Raw genomic sequence first — 22,736 nt, forward strand, 5'->3', positions numbered from 1 at the left:
TGGCTTTCTGTGAATTTTGACTTTTTCATTGCTTCAACTTTAAAGTTAGTGTTTTTATCTACTTTTAAACACTACGGTTTTAAGGGAAGCTTACAGTTCCTCGCGGCTGTGGGCTTTACGCTGCTATCCTTCACGCGGCGCCCGCTCCTGGATGATCCGAATGAAAGGAAATTCCCAAAAAAATCGGCTATATAGTAGAACTAAGTGGCAGAAACACTATCAAACTTGCTGAAGACATTCAAAATGACAATACTTTAGGCAGCATATTAGGCACAGAAGAGAACGGAAAAATGCTTGACGGTATTTGTGACAGAGATCTGCTATTGGAGCTAAATAGCTTTTTAGTAGATGGCAATAGCACCAATTTTAGAAACCGCATATGTCACGGATTAATGTCACCATTCGAGATAGATTACTACGGTGTCTATTTATGGTGGCTTGTTTTAAAAATGATAAAACAAACTTCTAACTATTTCAAAATATCCGAAACATAAAAAATAGAATAAAATACTTGATGAAAAGCGATACTAACTCTCAGCCTTAATCAGGTAGAGAAGAATTGGCCTGCCTGTTTCTTCGTCCTTTTCGAGTTTGATTAAGCCGTTATTAAATTGCCATGAAAGCTGAACGGGAGCCTCTGCATAAGCAAATTCTTTCTTCTTAGTTTCAATATCCTCTTTGGTATAACTGCCGCCGAAGAACGTGCATACTTCCTCAACAAGCTTTTCGGTTTCGGTATAATAAATAAATCGTGAGTAGTTTTTAAATGTCCTTTTAAAAACGATCATCACACACTTCTCCTCTTCATAATACTGATAAACTCCATAATTGAAAAAGTCGAAATAGAAAACCGGTAGTTTAGCCACATAGGTCACAAAATTATTTTCTTCAGATGCAGGAAACGTTTCCTCAATATACTCCTTCTTGAAAAAGCTAAACGCTTCACTTATAAAATTATCTGGCGTTGTTCTGACGTGAATTACTTGCTTAATCTGCTGCAGAAACTCTTCGGGAGTTAATATCGGAACAGGCAAATTAAACTCGTTGTATAATACCTTACTTTTTGTGCGTAGCTTCTTATCAATAGCGACAAAGTAATCGCAATGGCCACCATAAAAAGAATGTTCGCCATCGGCTTGAATGTTTTGCATGTTATCAGTGGGTTTAGGAAGTCCGTCAGCTTTATATCCCATTATATCAAGCATCAAATACGCCGTTGTATAAAAGTCGTAATAGGTGTATGATTCTTTCTGGTTTTTGAGGGCTGTTTCAACATATTCCAAGAACGTCATTTTAATATTCTTGGATAGGAGAAAATCATCAATGTTTTTTAACACCTGGTCGGCATCCCAATTGCCTGAGTTTGCTTCTAATTTGAAGCCGTATTCTCCCAAAGATTTCCGGAAGTCTTTATAGTAATTGCCATTATTAAGGAGGTTATTCATGAAAGGGCCAAAGTCTTTCATGAAGTCCCACATAGTAGAGTTGCTATTCAAATTGGGGAACATTTTTGAAAGCATTTCCTTGTTTTCTTCTGTTACTTCTATACCTGTCGGTTGCAGTTCGAAAAGTGTTTTTATTAGTTGCCCCATATTTCCAAGTCCCAACTCCTGTGTATCTTCATCCAACTGTGAGAACATTTTTTCAAAATCAAAATCTGCTAAAACGTTAGTCACTTCGTTTTCTTTTTCACCTTCAAAATATTCCTGAGGTGTTCCAAATAATGGTTCAATGTTTTCTTTCCCCCAGCGAATTAGGTGTTTGCCAGATAAATAATCCAGCTTTTCTAAATCCATATTGAAGTAAACGTTCTCTGGTGAGTAGCTTTTCATCAGGTCTTTAAAGTGCGCCGGAGAATAGGGAAATAGTAGCTTTTCTTTATGTTCGGCAATAAAGTCGTTGAGTTCCTTAAATTCCGGCCTTTTCAAGTTGCTAACTACGTTCCAATCAAGATATATACGAATCATTGTTTTCTCAGTTTGACAGTACGTTATGAATCATCAGACTTTTGGATGATATATACTCAAAAATACAAAAATGATTCCAGCCTATTGTTATATTGAAAGACTTATAAATGATGCAATGCATTCCCCCGCGTGAGGGATAGTAGCGGTAGCCCACAGGCCATCCCATTAGTAACAAATTTATTTGTCTTAAATTTGAACCTCAATCACCAACCATGACTGATATTCAAGAACTTATTCGTGATCTTACCGCTTTCCGTAATGAAAGAGACTGGAATCAATTTCATAATCCTAAAGACCTGGCACTAGCCATTAACATTGAAGCGGGCGAGTTGCTGGAGCTGTACCTGTGGAAACATGCCGAAGAGGCTAATGTGGAAAAGGTAAAGGAGGAGCTGGCAGATATTTTATCCTTTGCGCTGCTGCTGGCTGATAAATACAAGCTGGATGTAAAGCAGATTGTACAGGATAAAATTAAGAAGAATGGAGAAAAATATCCGGTTGATAAAGCCAAAGGAACGGCTAAGAAGTATGATGAACTATGAGCACAGTCTTCCCTGAAGTATTAATAGATATATCGGAGCCTTACTCTTTCAGCAAGGAGGGGCTTGAGCAAATAAAACAAAACCGCTGGGCCATAAACCAATGGCCGCTTGTGTATTTTATAGATAGCAAAGGGCAAAAAAAGAAATGCTATATTGGTGAATCTACCCATGCTATAACACGCATCGCCAGCCACCTTGCCAATAAGAAGAAAGCGGTTCTGGACCAGGTACTACTGATTGGTAGCGACTGGTTTAATAAATCAGCTACACTTGATATAGAGTCGACTCTTATCCGCTATATGTCGGCCGAAGGAAGCTATGACTTGATGAATGGCAACTATGGACTAAAAACGCATAATTATTACGAGCGCAAAATATACCGCGAAGTATTTAGCCGGATATGGGAACAGTTGATAGAACGGCAGGTAGTACGCCGCTCCCTGACGGATATTGAAAACTCACAGATATTTAAATACTCTCCTTACAAATCGCTAAACGAAGATCAATACAGATCATTGCTGGAAATGCTGGACGGCCTTACCACTAAACAGTCCAACAGGATATTTGTAAGCGGAAGCGCAGGTACGGGCAAAACCATACTGGCTACTTACCTGATGAAGCTGCTGAAATCGGATATCGACCTGTCTGACAACGAGGAAGAGCTGGATAGCAGCAATGGTACTTTGCGGGAAATACGCTACATCAGGCGATTTCAACAACAATACCCCAATGCCCGGATCGCGTTAGTGATTGCGATGGATTCGCTGCGCGCCACGCTAAAGGATGTATTCAGCAAGATGCCCAACTTAAATGCGGGCATGGTCATTAGTCCCTCCGATACCTTTAAAGGTCCGAAATACGACCTGCTGATTGTAGACGAAGCACACCGCTTACGGCAATACAAGAATATTAGCTGGATGGGCGCATTCAAAAAGAACAATGAAAAACTGGGGCTTGACAATACAGGAACTGAGCTGGATTGGATATCAAGCAATAGCAAGAACCAGATATTCTTTTATGACCGCGACCAGGAAGTACGTCCTTCGGATATAGATGAAAGCCGTTTTCTAGATCTGTTAAAGAATAAGGCGACACTAAAGCTAAAGCTCCGTTCGCAGATGCGGGTAATGGGCGGTGCTGACTACATTACTTTTGTAGATGAACTGCTGCGCCTGAAGCGGGAAACAACCGAACACTTTGAAGTAGACGAATATGAATTGAAAGTGTTCGATTCAATTATTGATATGCAGCATGTGCTACAAGAAAGAGAGCGGAAATATGGCTTATGTCGTATGATCGCAGGCTACTCCTGGCCCTGGTCTTCCAAGAAAGATAAGAAGGCAATGGACATAGAGATTGAAGGCATTCATTTTCAATGGAACCAGGTAAGTCGTGACTGGATCAATTCGCTTACGGCTGTAAACGAGATTGGTTGTATTCATACAACGATGGGCTATGATCTAAATTATGGTGCCGTCATATTCGGGCCTGAGATCAGCTATAACCACGCTAAACAATGTATCGAAGTTGACCCTGATCAGTACTATGATAAATACGGTAAACAGGGAGTGGATGACAAGCAACTAAAAGACTATGTCATTAACATCTACAAGAATATGATGTATCGTGGTATCCGCGGTACATTCGTATATGCCTGTGATGCTGCATTACGCGACTACCTGAAAAAACATATACCCACCTTTGGCGCAAAGACTGCTGCAACACCTGCATTCAGAATATTATCGGCGGAAGAGGCGCTTGACAATAGTCGTGCTGTAGCCTTATTAAATATAATGGCCGCTGCCGGTAGCTTCAGCGATAACCAACTACCGGAACAGCAGCAATGGATAGAGCTACCCAATGACATAAAAGATATAGATAATCATTTTGTGTGCAAGGTAGTAGGCGAATCAATGAATAAGATAATCAAAAACGGTTCCTATTGTCTATTCCGGCGCGATACCGGCGGTAGCCGGGAAGGAAAGATCGTATTAGTGCAAAGCACGGACATACAGGATGCGGATTTTGGCTCGGGCTACACGATGAAGGAATATCATAGCAGCAAGCAAACTACAGAAGAAGGCTGGCGACATGAATCCATCACTCTAAAGCCTTTGTCAGATGACCATAGCTATAGGGATATTGAGTTGTCGGAAGATGCATTACTGTCTTTGAAAGTGGTTGGTATTTTTGAGCAGGTATTGTAGTGCCGTTAATGGTATTCCCCCTGTGTTGGGCTTCGCAGCGACATCCTTTTTTGAAGACCTTCGACAGGCTCGGTACGGGTTGTGTGAAGCATAAGATATAGCGGATAGCCCGGCCCCGGTTTAGGTTTTGAAATAGGACAGTTATTATGGACGCTAGGCTACAAATTACACCAGCGCTGCATTTGCCCATCGGCCCTACACCGTGGAGACACCCATACCATAAAAACAGTCCTTAATTTTTTTTCAACACCAGCGACGGCAATACGATCTTCGATTCTTTTTGTTTGGCCTCGTCTTTCCAATACACTATGAAGTTCACCTTGGCTGCGGTAATGCTGAAACCGCCATGGTAGCGCTCCTCCAATGCGGTCTTAAAGCTTTGGGAGTATTTAAGAATGAGCTCGCCATTTAAATTTTCCAATCCATCAGCTGCCGGCTTTAAGGATGCACCGCTGAAAAGCGGGTCGATCCGGTGTTGTACATATTCAAAATAGCCCAGTTGTACATCGCGGTGGGTGAGGTGCAGGGTTATTTGCTGCGGTTCGGGATACGGGGTCTGATCGTCATTGAAGACCAGTCCATCTACAGCAAAGGACTGAAGATAGCGGCCATGATAGTGTATAGACAAATTGGATTTAGCCCGGGTAATGGCTACGTAAAACTGCCGCTTGTCCTCGTCGGTAGCCGGTGTAAAATGCTGCAGCAAAAGGTACACGTTATCAAACTCCTTGCCCTTGGCTTTATGAATGGTAGACACATATACCACATCGGTATTGATGTCCAGGAAATCCTCGACCTTGGATTCGAACAAGAAAGCCTTCCAGTCGCTTTTATATTTTTTAACGGTATTCACTTCTTCAAAAGCTTTGATGGCGGCATAAGCCAGGTCTTTCTGGGCGCTGGTATGGATATGCGCCTTTAAGCGACGTTTGGCGTCGGCCCAGTCTTCATCCGTTATCGAAGGACTACCGGTGTTGCCATCGATTATATCCGAAAAATAGCGAAGCTCGTACAGGTTACTAAGGATAAACCCATCGTTGGACTGAACCAGCTTTGCCCGCAGACCTTGCTGCAAAAGCAGACCAGAGAGCAACAGGGCCTCCTCATTTGTTTTGGTAAGCACGCAGGTAGATCCCGATAATGCAGCCTCACCTATCCTACGGGCAAGTGGAACGATGATATTACTATGAGCGTACTGTGTTATCTGGACAAGACCATTTTGCCGCTGGCTGGCAAAGCCGGGCTCCGTTTTCAGCCGCGGCCCTATGGTGCCGGCCCATTGGTTCGCCAGCGATACAATATTGTCTTTGCTCCGGTAGTTCTCAGTTAGTTCGTATTTAACAGCGCCATTACCGGTAATGAGGCGTTGCATATAGGCGCCGTTGGCGCCGCGGAATCCGTAGATGTTCTGGTCGTCATCACCCACCAGTATGACCCGCATTTCTTCGTTCTGCTGCATCAGGGCCTGTACCAGCGCATACTCATCCTGGTTCATGTCCTGGGCTTCATCTACTACTAATACAGATTTAGTAATTCTGAAAGTCTCTATTTCGCCAGCCCGTATTTTCTCTACCGCTGTATGGATGATATTTCCGGATTCACCCAGGCTACCTACCTTGCCTAGCACATCGAAGCAATAAGCATGAAAGGTCTTGATCTCGATATAATGGGCCGCATTGCCAATTAGTTCCAGCAGGCGTTTTTTAAACTCAGTGGCTGCAGCCCGGGAAAAAGTGAGCATCAGCATTTGCTCGTGTTTTACATCTTCTGCCATGAGTAGTGAAGCCAGCTTATGTACCAATAGCCTCGTTTTACCGCTCCCTGGCCCGGCGGCTACCACCAGGTACTGGCTGGCAGAGTCATTAATAATCTGCAATTGAGCCGTTGACAGGGCGCCAAATAATTTCCTGAACTTTTCGGGCGTTAAGGTGCGCTGGATCTCATCCTGGCGGCTGCCCGGAAAGTATTTTGATAAGAAGGAAGAATAGTTCAACCTGAAATAGTCGTCTACGAACTGCAGGGCTTCTTTGTAGTTGCGGATCATTTTCTTGGCATACTCCCCTACAATATGGATCTGCTGTACTTTCTGCTGGTAAAACTGTTTCAGCTTTTCATAATCGCTTTCTTTGTATTGTATACGGTTGTTCTTTTCGATACGCTCGATCGTGAGCCTATTGTGTACAACCAGGAAGCCGCCTTCAATTTTTATAGCCGCTATGCGCGAAAGGTAAAACAGGCTATCCTCCACGTCGTCGATAGTGGCTTGTAGCGAAAACATGCCCTGCTCCTTTTCGATCATTTCTTTCAACTCCTGTACCGAGAACTCTATCAATACCTCTTCCTGTTGTTGATCCGTGGCCGGCAATGCCGCAACCTTCCGGTGCAGGTAGCCGGTAATCAGCTTCGAGCACAAATGCCGTTTTTCCTGCTTTTCCTTTAAGGCCGTTTTATCAGTCAATAAGCCGATCTGTACATGATTCCCGGAATGCTTCAAATTGCGGCGCCTGATCCAGTTCTTAATTGCCCAGAAATTAAGAATCGTCTTCAACTGGTTAAGCGAAGCGTCTTTGATGCCGGCCTGAAGAAACAGCTCGATAATCTCTTTTAAATGATAAGCAGCTTCTCCATCCTGTAAGTACGTCAATAAAAGCACCTCCTGTTGTCTAAAGCTATCGAAGATGGCTGATGATTTAGCGGCAGATTCTGTCTTCCTGATAAAGGCGGTCAGATCTTTGGTATGGGCCAGTATTTTTTCTTCCCGCATCAATTCTATCACCCGGATCACCTGCTCTTTTGCAATGCCTAACTGATCGGACATATAGTCGATCCGGGATTCGGCTGCTTCGTCGGTGGAAAGCCTTTTGCTTTTGCTGGAAAACAGTTTTTTAATGATCCGTACTGCCTGTTCTTTCTGTATATCGGAAAAACTCCCTGATACATTGATCTTGTCAATAGCCTCCTGCGCATTTTTGCTGAGAATACTCGTAGCGAAAACACGGGGCGTGTTTTGCGCCCGTTTTAAATAGCCGGCATCTTCGAGGGCGGCAATGGCAGTAGTTACCCGGGTTTCAGTTTCATTGATGCTATCGTCCCAACCGGCCTTCCTGGCTATCTCCAGCGCCGAACTGGAAGCCCGGTCTCTTGTTCTTGTCAGATCCTTTATGGCTTTCCATACCTGGTTGATCTCTTTGCTGCTGATCTTGGTCTGGTTGAGTAAAATGAAGTGTTTGTCGAGGTCCTCTTCATTAAAGAGTACAAAACAATCGGCATGAATACGCTCATCACGACCGGCTCTGCCGGCTTCCTGTACATAGTTCTCCAACGAATCGGAGATGTCGTAGTGTATTACCGCGCCCACATCGCTTTTATCTACGCCCATACCAAATGCCGAAGTAGCCACCATAATGTTGACTTCGCCGGACATAAAGGCATCCTGGTTGCCCGATTTTTCCTCCTTATCCATTTTACCATGATAAGGTCTGGCCACCAAACCATCGCCGGCCAGCCTTTCCGCCAGCTTATACGCCCGTTTTGTACGCGACACATATACGATCGTAGGACAATCCTTTTCTTCGATGATACTGCGTAGCTGGTTATATTTTTCTTCTTCGTTGTCTTTACGATATACCTGGTAGTGCAAATTGGTCCTGGCGGCATCGGCCCGGAACACCTTTAGATCCAGCTGCAACTTTTCCCTGAAATACGACCTGATATCTTCTATTACTTTTTGCTTGGCAGTAGCCGTAAAACAGGAAACAGGAATAGTATAGTCCAGGCCTTTCTGTTGCTGCAGATTTTTGATAAAGTCGCCGATGTATAAGTAATCTACCCTGAAATCCTGTCCCCAGGAAGAAAAGCAGTGCGCCTCATCGATCACGAACCGGGCTATCTTTCTTTTGAGCAGCAATCGCTCGATGGTAACAGAACGGAGCGATTCCGGTGAAATATATAACAGGCTGGCCAATCCGCTTTCGATCCTTTCGACGGCTTTGCCCCGCTCTATGGGATCCAGCAAGCCATTAATGGTAACCGCTTCGGTAATACCTTTCTTTTCCAGGTTATCGACCTGGTCTTTCATCAACGACTGTAAGGGCGCGATCACTACGGTAAGGGCTTTTGCATTTTCGCCGCTCATTAAAGCTGGCACCTGGAAGGTAATGGACTTGCCGCCCCCGGTAGGAAATACAGCCAGAATAGATGCTCCATGGATAGCAGCCCTAACGGCATCTTCCTGCAAGGGCTGATCGCCATACTTGCGGAAACCCGGGAAATCAAAATGTTTTTGCAGGGCACGTACAGGGTCGAGCGCCAACCTGCAATAACTACAGCCGGTTACACAGGGATTATTACGCATCAGGAAGAGCAAACGTTCCACATCGGGGTAGTTTTTCAGGACCCAGGCCGGCGTTATGGAAAAACGGTCATCGCAATTCAGCAATGCCAACGTATAAGCCAAAGCCACCGGGGTTGTTGCTATAAATGAAGCGAGATCGCTGTTGTTGCAGATGGTATCCTGAAATCGCGTGCTGATGATAGTTTCCAACTGCGCCTTGCTTGCAGGGCCGGTGTAATTAAGGTACCTGAAGAAATTGCCAAAGCCTTTTTGATCGTACAAAAGCCCGTATAGAATGGCCTTAAACTCCTTATCCAGCGCCTGGAATGCCGCCACCTCGTCATAAAACAGGTCCCGCGCTTTACGAGCATCATTTAAAGGATTGTTCAACTCGTCGGTTTGCACCTTGTCGTCTTTAAGCAGGCGGTGATAAGGCTGCTTCGGAAATAGTAAAGGAGATAAAAGCAAGGTGTCTATTGCCTTGTGATTGCCCCATTCGATATTACCGAAGTGTTTTTGCAGATAGGTCAGATCGTGCGCTACAATGTTGTGCCCGCAAATGAAATCACATTGCGCTACAAACTGTGCAAATTCCTGCGATTGGTTTTTATGGAAAGCCGAATCGTCTGATAAAACACAACCGATATCGAGCAATTGCTTACCTGTAGCGCTTACTTCAATATCGAAAAAGGCAATAGCAATCATTTACAGGGCGAATTGGTAAGCACCACTAAAATAAACAAATCATTCCATATAAAAATGTTTGCTATTTCACAAAGTCCCCTTTTACCTCGCAGTATCTCTTCACGTCATTGTGAAGCCGGGGCTAGCAGGAATAAACACTACTTTTGGCAAGCAAAAGCAATCTTTCCCTATGCAAGTTTTTAAGAGGATTAAAGCTTCTTCAGCTGCATACCGGGCAGCCCTTGCCATGCAGGTTAAAAAACAAATTACGATAAACCCCGAGGTAGCCATCACACCGCCACTACCCTTTCCGGCAATACGGCAAATACCGATGTCGCACGATCGCGGGACAGCACGTGTAAACCGGTGAGGCGACCGAATGCCGGGAGTAAAAAAGTCTGACCGCTCAGGTAGAAGCAAGGCAGGGTAAGGCTTTGACGGCCCAGCCCGCGCAACACACAGCCCGGATGGATATGGCCCGCAATATTGATGGCGCCCTCCGGTATTTCGGTCATAGGCTCATGGGCAAAAATAAGATCACCGAGCCGGAGTGCACCTTCGACCACCTGCAGCCCGATCTGCCGGTACTCGCTGTCTTTAAGTATATCATGATTGCCGCGGATGAGGGTAAAACTGATACCCGGGTATTGATCCAGCAGCTGCCCGAACTGTTGCCATTCGGAGTTATGCAGGCTATGAAAAAGATCGCCCAGGAAGAAGACCTGGCGCGGCTGGTAGGTCTGGAATAGCCGGTGCAGCATCGTATAATCGTCGGCCGCACTGGCCGCAGGCATAAATATACCGGCTTTACGGAAATGCATGGCCTTACCCAGGTGCAGATCGCCCAGCACCAGCAGGCTGTGCTCTGGCAGGAACAGGGCTTTTTGCGGTAATAACTGTATGATCGTTCCGGCTAGGGTAATTTCCATATCTGACTCCTTGGTAATCGGCTGGGACTATAATTTTTCCAGCTGCGCTTTTATCTTGTTCATCCGGTCTTCCAGGCTTTCGTTGCTGAATTTTTCGCGGAACACTTCTGCAAAGATAGGAAAGGCAAAAGGAGTAAGCGTACCCGGTTCGCGGATAACGATACGATGCGTGCTGATGCGGGTAAAAGCGGCCCGCATACGCACAATTTCCAACTGGAAATCAAACACTTCTTCATAGGCCTGCCTGAGCAGCAGGTTGTCTGCATCATAATCTTCGAATACTTTGAAGAAGAGTCCCGAATTGGCCTGCAGGTGGCGCGTCTTGACCTGCCTGCCCGGGTAACCCTGGAACACCAGGCCGGCAATACCGGCAATATCCCTGAATTTTTTACGGGCCATCTCGGTGGTATTAATACTCGCCGTTATATCTGCGCTGAGTTCGGTGGTATTAAACAAATCCTGTACCAGTGCGGCATCCAGGGGTATATCCTGGTCGCTCAGCAATTCAAAACCATAATCGTTCATGGCGATCGAAAAACTGAAAGGTCTGATCTTGCCCAGCCGGTAGGCTATAATGGCGGCCATCCCTTCATGTACAAATTTACCTTCGAAGGGATATACGAATAAATGGCACCCCTCTTTGGTCTGTATCTTTTCGAGCAGTAACTCGTTTTCGGCCGGCATATAGGAACGTTTTTCCTGCTCGGCAAATAAGGGCTGCAGGAAGTCGATTTCGCGCTCGCGTTTACCCATCCTGGCCTCCTGCAGCTTATGCCGCAGCGCTTCAGTAAGGTAAGAGGACAGCGGCAAACGGCCGCCCATCCAGGAAGGTACAATCCCCTTCTTTTTATTAGAACTGCGCACGATGGCCTGTAAATGCTTTACCATAACCAATTCCAGGTTACGGCCGGCAAACCAGAAATGATCGCCGGGTTTAAGACGGGAAATAAAAGATTCTTCTACACTGCCGATATATTTACCACCCAACATTTTTACCTGCATCATCACATCATTAACGATAGCGCCAATACTCAGCCGGTGTCTTAAGGCGATCCTTTTGTCGGTAACCTTGTAGAGGCCGTCTTCCAGCACCACTTTATGAAATTCGTCGTAGGCCTCCAGCATACGCCCACCCTGTATGATCATCAGGATACAGGCATCAAACTCCGCGCGGGTTACCGACCGGTAGCAATAGGTTTGCCGGATCAGTTCATATACCGGTTCGGCCTTAAAGCCATCGGATACCGCCAGGGTAACCAGGAACTGGATCAAAACGTCGAAGGAGCGGATATAAGGAATGCGGCTTTCGATCTTGCCTTCCTTAGCCGCATAACGCAGGGCTGCACCTTCCAGTATTTCGAGCGAATGCGTGGGCAGGAAATAAATGCGGCTGGTAGCGCCGGGATGATGCCCGCTACGGCCCGCCCGTTGCAGGAAGCGCGCCACGCCCTTGGGCGAGCCCACCTGGATGACGGTATCTACCGGCCGGAAGTCGACGCCGAGATCGAGACTACTGGTACACACCACGGCCTTCAACACCCCGCGATGCAGGGCTTCTTCTACCCATTGCCGGATCTCCTCACCCAGCGAGCCGTGGTGCAAGGCGATCTGCCCGGCCAGGTCGGGTTGCAGCTGTAAGAGGTGCTGGTACCAGATCTCGGCCTGCGAACGGGTATTGGTAAACAATAAAGTGGAATTGCTCTGGTCGATAATGGGCAATATCTTACCGGCCAACTTCAGGCCCAGGTGACCGGCCCAGGGAAATTTATCGAGTGTATCGGGCAGGATGGTCTCGATCAGGGTTTTCTTCGCGATCCGAGCGCGGATCAGTGCCGATTGCTGCCATTGCGCGCCCAGCAATATTTCGCGGGCTTCTTCAATATTGCCGATGGTAGCCGATATGCCCCATATTTTCAAAGCGGGATTGATGTGTTTTAATACGGCGAGCGCCAGTTCGACCAGCACGCCCCTTTTGCTGCCCATTAATTCGTGCCATTCGTCGATCACGACAAATTCCAGGTTTTTGAACTGGTCGGCATAACCTTTCTGCGCCAGCATCAGGTGCACGCTCTCCGGTGTGGTGACCAGGGCCTCGGGTGGTTTTCTCTTTTGCCGCGCGCGCTCCGCTGCCGCGGTATCGCCCGTACGTAATCCTATTTCGTAAGGCAGGTCCAGGTCGTCGCTTACCCGTGTGGTGGCTAAGAGTATTTCTTTGGAAAGCGCCCGTAGCGGCGTGATCCAGAGACAGTGCAGGCCTTTCTTCTTTGTGGTTGCGCGGTGACGCAGAAAGTGTTCGAGTACGCCAAACCATATGGCATAGGTCTTACCGCAACCCGTGGGCGCGTTGAGCAGTCCCGAACTGCCCGCTGCCAGGGCTTTCCAGCATTGCCGCTGGAAAGGATACGGTTTCCATCCTTTAAACTCGAACCAGTCTTCCGCTATTTTGCTCATAGGTTACCCATCGCTATCAGGTCCAGTAAATCTTGTTTGGTATTGGCTTCCGAAGCCGGCTTATCGCGCCGCCAGCGGGTGATGCGTGGGAAACGCAACGCCACGCCCGACTTATGCCGCGACGACAGGTTAATGCCTTCGAAGGCCAGCTCGAAAACCAGCACCGGCTGCACACTACGCACCGGTCCGAATTTTTCGAGCGTATGTCTTTTGATCCAGTTGTCGACCTCCAGTAATTCTTTATCCGTAAGCCCCGAATAGGCTTTGGTAAAGGGTACCAGCACATCGCCATCCCATACGGCAAAGGTATAATCGGTAAGCAGGTTGGCCCTGCGGCCATGCCCTTGTTGTGCATAGATCAGTACGCCGTCTATGGTAAACGGATCGACCTTCCACTTCCACCAATTGCCGCGCCTGCGGCCTGTTTCATAGACACTATCCTTCCGTTTCAGCATCAGTCCTTCACAGTTGCGGCTCCTGGAGCCCAACCTGGCCTGCCGTACTTCTTCCCAACCGGTACAGAACAGCTCCGGCGACAGGATCAAAGGTACAGGTTCCGGCAATTGCTGCAACAGGGCCGCCAGCGCATGCCTGCGTTCCCGGAGGGGCTTATTGCGTATATCTGTTCCGTGCTCTTCCAGTAAATCGTAGCAAACCATCACCAGGGGCGCATCCTGTAAGGCCTTCCGGGTAATTGCCTTGCGACTGATGCGGGTTTGCATCAGGGCAAAAGGCAGCGGCTGCCCGTCTCTCCAGGGTATGATCTCGCCATCCAGCACGGTACCATCGGGCAGTAAACCTGCCAGTGGTGCAAACTCGGGAAACTTATCGGTCAGTAATTCTTCGCCCCGGCTCCAGACAAACAACTGCCCGTCGCGTACGATGATCTGTCCGCGTATACCATCGAACTTATCTTCTACCTGCCAGTCGGCAATATTACCCAACATCTCCGGCTCCATATCGAGCTGGTAAGCCAGGAAAAAGGGATAGGGTTGATAACTGCGGTCTGTAGTGCCGGCGCCGGAAAGCAGTGCCGGCAAGGTGGTTTCCTGTGGTTGCCATTGTCCCATAAGGCGATGTGCGATCTCGTTCTCTTCCCGGTCGTAAAAGCGGGCCAGGGCCTTGATGACCAGTTGCCGCGATACGCCCATACGGAAATTGCCGGTGATCAGTTTATTAAATACGAAGCGTTCGGTGGCCTGCAGTTCCGACCAGCGGCCGGTTACCTGCTGCTTTTTGTCAGCCTCAGACAACGCCGCCAGGTTATGCAGGAACTGGATGGTGTCGGTAAGGCTGTAATTGCTGGTCGCCAGCGGTTCAGGCAGGCATAAGGTAATCGTTTCGGCGAGGTCGCCCACGATATGATACGACTCTTCGAACAGCCAGAAGGGAAGGCCCGCCTGCTCTGCAGCCCAAGCCTTAAGCTCGGCCGTTTTTACGGTACGCTTAGGCGTCTTACCGGTAAGGATGGCAATACACCACAACACATCGGGGGCCGGCGCCGTGGCAAAATACTGAACCAGTGCTTCGATCTTTGCATTGGTCTTGGTGGTCTGTTCTATAGCCGTAAATAAGGCGGTGAATGCTTTCATAGTTCGGGGTTTAGATCCTGGTCGCCTGGTCCGGCTGCGCCGGGCACTACATCCTCCTGCCCGCTGTCGTAAAGGGTTTCCACCTCGGCGGCATCCAGGCCATAGGCTTCGCGCAGCCAGCGGGCGTATACAGGCTTATAGCCATGGGTAACATATACGTGCTCCGCACCGGTGGCCTTTACAGCTTCGTTCAACTGGTCCCAATCGGCATGGTCGGATAAGATAAAACCGCGGTCGGCCGAGCGCCTTCGTCTTGTACCCCGCAGCTGCATCCAACCACTACATATGCCGAGGCTGAACGGCGCGAACCTGTTCATCCAGGATGTACCGATAGCCGAAGGCGGTGCAATGATCATCGCGCCCTGTATATCTTTCTTCTGCATATCGGGCGTCACCCTGCGGGCAGGCGGCAATACCAATCCCTGTGCGGCCAGCAGCGTATGGATATTGTCTACGGCGCCATGCGTGTACACCGGACCGGCATCAGGATCGAGATGGGCTAAGATACGCTGCGCCTTGCCCAATGCATAACCGATAATAACCGAGTTGATACCGGCTGCGGCATTGTCGCGCCACCAGGTATTGATAGCTTCATGCACGGCTGCCGGCTGCGGAAATTTGTATACCGGCAATCCAAAGGTGGATTCGGTAATGAAATGATGACAGCGCAAGGGTTCGAAGGGAACGCTAACACCATCGGCCTGCAGTTTATAGTCGCCCGATACCACCCAGACCTCGCCTTTGTACTCCAGCCTGATCTGTGCCGAACCGATGATATGTCCTGCGGGGTGAAGGCTGATGCGTACACCATTTACCGTAAATACCTCGCCGTACCCTACCCCTTCTACCCGGATATCGGCGCCCAGCCTTAATTTCAGGATGGCCACCGAATCGTGGTGACAGAGATAGGCCTTACTGCCCGGACGCGCATGGTCGGCATGGGCGTGGGTAATAAGCGCTTTATCTACAGGTTGCCAGGGATCGATATAGAGACCGGCCTGTTCGCAATAAATACCTTTGGCGTCGAATCGGAGCATAAACGGAAAATGGATCAGCAAAAGGAAGTCAGACCTCCAGGATAAAAAAGCCTTCCTGCACGCCTTCCTTATGCAGTACATGTTTGGCCACATTGAATACCTGTACACCGGATACATTGGCCGAAAGGTGCCCTGCATGGGCATGACCGTGAAAAGCGGCTACCACCTTGTGCCGGATCAGCGGTTCGGCCAGCCGCGAAGAACCCAGGAAGGGATAGATAACGGCCGGTTCGCCCTTTACCGTTTCGCTGGTGGGGGAATAATGTAACAAGGCAATCTTCTGGATACCTTCATGTTCCTGGTCGAGGCGCGATAAAGCGCGTTCCAGGTGCAGGGCCTCGTCTACGGCTTCCTGTACAAAGGCCTTCATGGCCCCTTCGCCGAACATGGACAACATATAATTGTCGAAGCCGCCGCCAAAACCTTTTACGCCTGCAATACCGATATTACCGATCACCTTGCTTTCGCCATCCAGTACGGTAACCGCCGGATTACGCTGCAATACCTGGCGGATGAGCTTATGCCGGTTCTTTTCATAATCATGATTGCCCAACACACAAACTACCGGTATGGTACAACTCCGCAGTTCTTCGAGCAATACCTCTGCTTCCATCTCGTCGCCGGTATTGGTGAGGTCGCCCGCGATCAGCAGCAGGTCGGCTGCTTTGGATATCTCTTCAAAATAAGCAGTCCATTTACCTTTATCGGTCTCCTGTACATGAATGTCGCCCACAGCGGCTATCCGCGTTTTTTTTGATTCCTGTTCCATGATTTTTAAACCGTTTTTATCGTGTATGATTTGTAGTCCCACTCCTTAATGTCCACCTGGTATTGGGTTTGATCGATAAGCGGCCCACGGCAGATGCGTTCTACCGGCCTGGGCAGGTCGTACTGTTCCTTAGCACGTTCTATAAGCCTGTCGAAAAGCGGGCGGGGAATAATATCCGCATAATCGGAAGGATAAACGAACTGGAACAGCAAAAGGTTGGACAGGAGCAAATGCCAGTTGGGTTCCATCAGTTCGCTCAGCCGGCGCCAATCCAGGTCCCGGCCCTGTTTCAGCAGCAGGTGGTTTACATCGGCGCCATCGTAACGCTCCCGGTTCATAACATACATTTTGCCCCATAACAGCTCCTCGGGACCGATCAGGGTTACTTCCATATCGCATACCGAAGCCCGACGGCCGTTGGCAAACCAGGTATCGTCGACCTTACAGATATTGTTGACCGTATCGAAGATGATATCGATAAAATGTTTTTCGGCGTCGAAAACCTTAGCCAGCCAGCGCACATCCGTAAGCTGTGTTTCGTAACCATGAGCAGCAAATAATTTCAGGATCTCCGGGTAGTCAACCGGGCGGCAATAAATGTCCATATCCTTGGTTTGCCGGAATGTGCCGGTATACTCGAATACGGCAAACGAGCCACCGATCATAAAGTCGATGTCCGACGCCTCCAGGATAGCCAATACCTTCTGGTAGAATGCTGCGGCATGGTGTATTTGTTCTGTTCCATTCATAGTGATGCTTGTATAAGGGTAACACCGGCAGGGCCAAAAAGATCAAAACAAAACCCCAAAAACAGGATTTACCTCCTTGTAAAATTGAACCCCGGCAGCATTTGTTACACATTTTCCCCAAACAGGAAAAATAATACACATGCAAATAATCACCCTGTATATCAAAGTGCAACAAGAGAACAGCCAGGCAGTTAAGCGCCTGCAATGCCCGGCAAGACAGGCCGGCAGGATGCATATCCGGGCTTGCCGACCACCTGCAGGTATTGCAGATCAAAAAAAATGATTTTGGCGGCATCCGGAATATTACTACTTTAGGTGTCATAAAAATGACATTATTAATGTCATTTTTATATTCACAAATGGAAAGACAAATTGTGCACCTGGACCTGGACGCTTTTTTTGTAAACGTGGAGCGGCTTAAAAACCCGGAGTTGAAACATGTACCCGTATTGGTTGGCGGGCACAGCGACCGTGCCGTAGTGGCGGCAGCGAGTTACGAAACCCGGAAGTTTGGCGTGCACTCGGCCATGCCCATGAAGCTGGCCCGCAGGCTTTGTCCCGAAGCTGTGATCGTAGGCAGCGATATGGAAAGTTATGCGCGGTTCTCGCACCTGGTTACCGATGTGATCGAAGCGAATGTGCCGGTGTATGAGAAAAGTAGTATCGACGAGTTTTATATCGACATGACCGGCATGGACCGCTTTTTCGGTTGCCGCAAATACGCCGCCGAACTCAAGCAAACGATCTATAAAGAAACCGGCCTTATCATTTCGTATGCGCTTGCCTCCAACAAACTGCTGAGTAAGGTGGCCACCAATGAGAAAAAGCCAGAAGCCGCGGAGTACGTACCTCCCGGCACGGAGAAGGCCTACCTGGCGCCGCTGCGGGTAGACCGTATGCCTATGATCGGTAAAAAAACAGCCGACCTGTTGTTCAGCATGGGCGTGGAAACCATAAAGGTGCTGAGCGAGATACCAAGACCGATGCTGGAAAACCTGATGGGCAAGAACGGCGCCGAGCTCTGGAAAAGGGCCAACGGCATCGACGATACGCCTATTGTTCCCTACCGCGAACAAAAGAGTATCAGTACCGAAACCACATTCCCCCAGGACACGACCGATATGCTTTTCCTTCGGGCCCAGTTAACTTACCTGGCCGAGCGTGCAGGGTTTGAACTGCGGCAACAACAGAAGCTGGCCGGTTGCATTACCGTAAAAATAAGATACGCCGACTTCGATACGGTGACCCGGCAGGCTACGGTGACCTATACCGCACAAGACCATATTATCCTGCAACAGGTACTCGACCTGTTTAACCGTTTATATGACCGCCGCGTACGGATCAGGCTGGTAGGCATCAAACTTACCCGGCTGGTACCGGGCAATTACCAGATCAACCTTTTTGACGATACCAGCGAAATGATCTCCCTGTTCCAATCGATGGATACCATAAAAAAACGTTTTGGCCCGCAATACCTCTGCAGGGGCAGCGCCTTTGTAGAAGCGCCGCCGGGCCGCAGCAACAGCCAACATCAGCCAGCAAAAAAAACCAGCATCCATGTATCTAAATTGTAAAACCCAGTTCAGCTTCCGTTACGGGACCTATAAAACCGAAGACCTGGTGCTTGCTGCCAAAGCGCAGGGTATTAAAGCGCTTGCGCTTACCAATATCAACAATACTGCCGATATCTGGGACTTCGTACAGTTTTGCGAAGCGCAGGATATAAAACCTATAGCCGGTATAGAGATCCGCAACGGCGATACCCTGCTCTACCTGCTGCTGGCCCGTAACAACCAGGGCTTGCTGGCGATGAACCGCTTCCTCAGCCGGCACCTGCAGGCCGGTACCCCTTTCCCGGCGAGGCCGCCGCAGGATGAGGACTACTGGGTGATCTACCCATTGGGCGCTATCGATCCGGGCGTTTTACAATTGCATGAAAAAATAGGCGTTCGCGCTGCAGAACTGAATAAACTGTACCGCTACCGCGACCAGGCCTATGCCGATAAATTCGTGATGCGCCAGCCCGTAACCTTCGAAAACCAGACCAGCTACAACATACACCGGTTGCTGCAGGCGGTAGATAAAAATATATTGCTCAGCAGGCAGGACCGTGATACCCTTGCCGCGCCCGACGAGACCTTCGGCTCGCCGGATGCGCTGCTGCAGGCCTTTGCGGCCTACCCCGGCATTATCCTGCAAACCCGTATCGTAACCGACAGCTGCAGCATCGGTATGGATTTCAGGAAAGACAAAACCAAAAGCAGCTTTAAAGGCAGCGCAGATGCCGACCGCGCTTATCTGCGGCAACTGGCCTTCGACGGCATGCAACAACGTTACGGCAGCGATCATAAAGAAGCGCAGGCCAGGATCGAAAAAGAGTTGCAGATTATCGACAGCCAGGGTTTTAATGCCTACTTCCTCATTACCTACGATGTGATCCGGCATGCCCGCCATCGCGGCTTCTACCATGTAGGCCGGGGCAGCGGAGCCAACTCTATCGTGGCTTATTGCCTGCAGATCACCGACGTGGATCCCATCGAACTCGATCTTTATTTTGAACGTTTCCTTAACCCCGAAAGGGCCACCCCACCCGACTTTGATATCGATTTTTCCTGGCGCGACCGCGACGAGATTATCCGCTATTTGTTCGAGACCTATGGCGCCGATCATGTCGCGTTGCTGGGCGCGTTCAGCACCTTCCAACAAAGCGCCCTCACCCGCGAGCTGGGCAAGGTGTTTGGCCTGCCCAAAGCCGAGATCGACCAATTGGTACACAATCCCTATGCCACTTACGCCGAAGACTCTTACCAGAAACTGATCGCCGGCTACAGCCAGCTGATCAAAGACTTTCCCAACCACCTCTCTATCCATGCCGGCGGCGTACTGATCAGCGAGGCGCCCCTTTGCCGGTATACCGCACTGGAACTGCCGCCTAAAGGGTTTGCTACGACGCAGATCGATATGCACGTGGCAGAAAACATCGGCCTCTATAAACTCGATATCCTGAGTCAGCGCGGCCTGGGGCATATCCGGGATTGTATACAACTGGTACGCGAAAACAAAGGGATAGCCATCGATATCCATGCCGTGTCGCAATTCAAAAACGACAAACGGCTTGCCACAAAGCTCCGGGAGGCCGAAAGCATCGGCTGCTTTTATATCGAAAGCCCGGGTATGCGGCAACTGCTTAAAAAGCTGCGTTGCGACAACTATATTACCCTGGTAGCCGCCAGCTCGATTATACGGCCGGGGGTGGCCCAGAGCGGGATGATGCGGCAATATGTATATAACTTTCACCACCAGGACGAGGTAACCTACCTGCATCCCAAAATGGAAGCCCTGCTCAAAGAAACTTTCGGCATTATGGTGTACCAGGAGGACGTGATCAAGGTAGCACACCAGTTTGCAGGCCTCGACCGCGGCCAGGCCGATATCCTGCGCAGGGCCATGAGCGGTAAATACCGCGGCGATAAAGAGATGCAGGCCATCAAAACCCGGTTCTTTGCCAATTGCAAAGCCGCTGGTTATCCTGATGCGGTAAGTAACGAAGTATGGCGGCAGATCGCCAGTTTTGCCGGCTTCTCTTTTTCCAAGGCCCACTCGGCCAGCTTTGCCATCGAAAGCTACCAGAGCTTGTACCTGAAGACCTATTTCCCTATGGAATTTATGGTGGGCGTGATCAATAACTTCGGCGGCTTCTACAACACGGCCGTATACTTTATGGAGCTGAAACGTACGGGGGCGCATATCCATGCGCCCTGCGTCAACAACAGCCGGCAACTGACCACGCTGCGGGATAAAGAGGTGTATGTGGGCTTTATCCATATCCAGGGATTGGAAGACACACTGATCCTGCGTATCGAGAACGAACGCCATCAATACGGCAGCTTTATCAACCTGTATGACTTTATAGAAAGAACCGGCGCCGGTATCGAACAACTGAATATCCTGATCCGGATCGGCGCCTTGCGTTTTACCGGCAAATCCAAAAAAGAACTGCTCTGGGAGGCCAATTTCCTGCAGCGCAGGCGACCGCAAAAGATACCGCTGGCAGCCGGCAGCCTGTTTGAAGAACAGCCTGAAACCCTGACCCTGCCCGAGTTACAGCATCACCCGCTGGACGATGCCATGGATGAACTGGAATTGCTGGGTTTCGCCCTGGGCAACCCTTTCGACTACGTAGACGATGATATCCGTAAATACCCATTGGCGACCACGTTGGAAGGCAATACCGGCGATACCATAACCCTACTCGGCTACCTGGTTACCAAAAAAGATATCTATACGCGGCAAAACGACCGCATGTTTTTCGGCACCTTTATCGATGCCGCAGGCAACTGGCTGGACACCGTGCATTTCCCGGCCATAGCCCGCCGGTACCCGCTTTCGGGCGAAGGCTTTTACCGCATTACGGGTACCGTTATGGAAGAGTTCGGTACCTATAGCCTGAACGTAACCCATATGGAAAAAGCCGGCATCAGGAACAGGCGCTAAAGCAAGCCCCGCCTGCTTCTACATCATTTGCTGCCTGACTGTTTATAAAAAGATTAACGGTTCTGCTGCGGTCAACCGGGCATAGATTTGAATCTTTGCACAGCACAACCAGGCCTGTTCGCCGTCCGCAACCAGGGATTTTATCCGGGAAGCATGCTTCCCCTTTCAAGATCGTTAAACGCGGTATACGGCGGGGCCCATGCCTTAGCTGCGGGTTGCTTTTTTGCCTTAACAGGAATAGCAATAACGCGGTATGCATGAAAACAGGTTTCCCGGCCAATAACAGCAGCAAATGATGAAGTACAGTACCAAAGCCATGCTGATCCTGATCCTTTGTACAGGTTTTGCCTGTGTAGGAAAAAACAAACAGGAAGCACCCAACCGCGACAGCGAACAACCCCGGATCGGCTACCGGGATATTACCGACGAAATGGCCGGCTCTTCCTACCGGACCAGGGCCCGCAGTTATTTCCTGGTAAGGGGTACCGACACTTCTGCATTTTCCTGTATGCTGTCGGAATCGCGTGCCGACAGCAGCGTGCTGATCAGCGTGACCTTCCGCGAATCGCTTACCTACGACGAACAGTTGAACGAATTGAAATTATTATTGCCGGTGGCTGCCACAGATTTCGACCTGAAACGGCTGGACGGCATAGGCATAGGGCGGCTGATCACTACGGGCGACCTGGCCGTACGTATTACGCAACAGTACCGGGAGCGGTTTGGCGACAATACCACCATCGGCAGTTATGCCAAGGTAGCTTTATTCCTGAAGCAATCTCCGCTCGGCACCGACTTCAATACGCTGCTGCAACCCTATGGCTACCGGGTAGACGAAATCTCCGTCGAGAAGGTTTTCTTTTCGGATAAACAGGTGCTGTATAAACAAAGCGTCATCAGCACCGATGCCGATGCCATACCGGAGCGCATACTCGACTGCATGACCTGGATCCGGGTAGAACCCGCAGCCTGAGCGCTAACC

At 49.2% G+C, this 22,736-nt stretch carries 15 protein-coding genes; 7 read left to right on the forward strand and 8 right to left on the reverse strand.

Annotated elements, in window-relative coordinates; genetic code table 11:
- Both B0I18_RS25225 and B0I18_RS25510 read left to right on the forward strand, forming a co-directional pair.
- Positions 1-195, forward strand: a 195-nt coding sequence (locus B0I18_RS25225; RefSeq protein ID WP_219905987.1) for a hypothetical protein, incomplete at its 5' end; no start/stop codon positions are given.
- A 41-nt stretch (positions 196-236) separates the two neighbouring features.
- Positions 237-494, forward strand: a complete 258-nt coding sequence (locus tag B0I18_RS25510; protein WP_425444929.1) for a DUF4209 domain-containing protein — start codon at positions 237-239, stop codon at positions 492-494.
- 33 nt (positions 495-527) lie between these two features.
- Here the strand turns inward: B0I18_RS25510 and B0I18_RS15270 are convergent, their stop codons facing one another.
- Positions 528-1,967 (reverse strand): hypothetical protein, encoded by a 1,440-nt coding sequence (locus B0I18_RS15270; protein ID WP_106523605.1) that lies wholly within the window; start codon positions 1,965-1,967, stop codon positions 528-530.
- Between the two features lie 212 nt (positions 1,968-2,179).
- On the opposite strand from B0I18_RS15270, the gene B0I18_RS15275 reads away from it, so the two are divergent.
- Together B0I18_RS15275 and B0I18_RS15280 are read left to right on the forward strand one after the other, a co-directional pair.
- Positions 2,180-2,509: a nucleotide pyrophosphohydrolase gene (locus tag B0I18_RS15275; RefSeq protein WP_106523606.1), complete on the forward strand. Its 330-nt coding sequence runs from the start codon at positions 2,180-2,182 to the stop codon at positions 2,507-2,509.
- Positions 2,506-4,716, forward strand: coding sequence for a DNA/RNA helicase domain-containing protein (locus tag B0I18_RS15280; protein WP_106523607.1), 2,211 nt, complete (start codon positions 2,506-2,508; stop codon positions 4,714-4,716). The genes B0I18_RS15275 and B0I18_RS15280 overlap by 4 nt, the downstream gene beginning before the upstream one ends.
- A gap of 232 nt (positions 4,717-4,948) precedes the next feature.
- Here B0I18_RS15280 and B0I18_RS15285 read toward each other — a convergent pair whose 3' ends face one another.
- From B0I18_RS15285 to B0I18_RS15315, 7 genes are all read right to left on the reverse strand, one after another.
- Positions 4,949-9,754, reverse strand: coding sequence for a RecQ family ATP-dependent DNA helicase (locus B0I18_RS15285; RefSeq protein ID WP_106523608.1), 4,806 nt, complete (start codon positions 9,752-9,754; stop codon positions 4,949-4,951).
- Between the two features lie 269 nt (positions 9,755-10,023).
- Positions 10,024-10,662, reverse strand: coding sequence for a ligase-associated DNA damage response endonuclease PdeM (gene pdeM / locus B0I18_RS15290; RefSeq protein ID WP_106523609.1), 639 nt, complete (start codon positions 10,660-10,662; stop codon positions 10,024-10,026).
- 27 nt (positions 10,663-10,689) lie between these two features.
- On the reverse strand, positions 10,690-13,113 hold the full coding sequence (locus B0I18_RS15295) for a ligase-associated DNA damage response DEXH box helicase (protein ID WP_106523610.1): 2,424 nt from the start codon (positions 13,111-13,113) through the stop codon (positions 10,690-10,692).
- Positions 13,110-14,705 carry an ATP-dependent DNA ligase gene (locus B0I18_RS15300; protein ID WP_106523611.1) on the reverse strand — a complete coding sequence of 532 codons (1,596 nt, stop codon included), beginning with the start codon at positions 14,703-14,705 and terminating at the stop codon, positions 13,110-13,112. Before B0I18_RS15300 ends, B0I18_RS15295 begins: the two co-directional genes overlap by 4 nt.
- A complete protein-coding gene (locus B0I18_RS15305) occupies positions 14,702-15,742 on the reverse strand; it encodes a ligase-associated DNA damage response exonuclease (protein WP_106523861.1) in 1,041 nt (346 codons plus the stop codon). The genes B0I18_RS15300 and B0I18_RS15305 overlap by 4 nt, the downstream gene beginning before the upstream one ends.
- Positions 15,743-15,770: 28 nt before the next feature.
- Positions 15,771-16,511, reverse strand: a complete 741-nt coding sequence (locus B0I18_RS15310) for a metallophosphoesterase family protein (protein ID WP_106523612.1) — start codon at positions 16,509-16,511, stop codon at positions 15,771-15,773.
- Between the two features lie 5 nt (positions 16,512-16,516).
- Positions 16,517-17,260 carry a nucleotidyltransferase gene (locus tag B0I18_RS15315; protein WP_106523613.1) on the reverse strand — a complete coding sequence of 248 codons (744 nt, stop codon included), beginning with the start codon at positions 17,258-17,260 and terminating at the stop codon, positions 16,517-16,519.
- Positions 17,261-17,619: 359 nt separating this feature from the next.
- Between B0I18_RS15315 and dinB the strand changes: the two genes are divergently transcribed.
- From dinB to B0I18_RS15330, 3 genes are all read left to right on the forward strand, one after another.
- Positions 17,620-18,834: a DNA polymerase IV gene (gene dinB / locus B0I18_RS15320; RefSeq protein WP_106523614.1), complete on the forward strand. Its 1,215-nt coding sequence runs from the start codon at positions 17,620-17,622 to the stop codon at positions 18,832-18,834.
- The gene (locus tag B0I18_RS15325) at positions 18,818-21,754 is read left to right on the forward strand and encodes a DNA polymerase III subunit alpha (RefSeq protein WP_106523615.1); all 2,937 of its coding nucleotides are present in this window, start codon (positions 18,818-18,820) and stop codon (positions 21,752-21,754) included. The genes dinB and B0I18_RS15325 overlap by 17 nt, the downstream gene beginning before the upstream one ends.
- A 292-nt stretch (positions 21,755-22,046) precedes the next feature.
- On the forward strand, positions 22,047-22,727 hold the full coding sequence (locus B0I18_RS15330; RefSeq protein WP_146146759.1) for a hypothetical protein: 681 nt from the start codon (positions 22,047-22,049) through the stop codon (positions 22,725-22,727).
- Positions 22,728-22,736: the final 9 nt, after the last annotated feature.

Origin of the sequence: Taibaiella chishuiensis, from assembly GCF_003014535.1 — a bacterium.
Classification (GTDB): domain Bacteria; phylum Bacteroidota; class Bacteroidia; order Chitinophagales; family Chitinophagaceae; genus Taibaiella; species Taibaiella chishuiensis.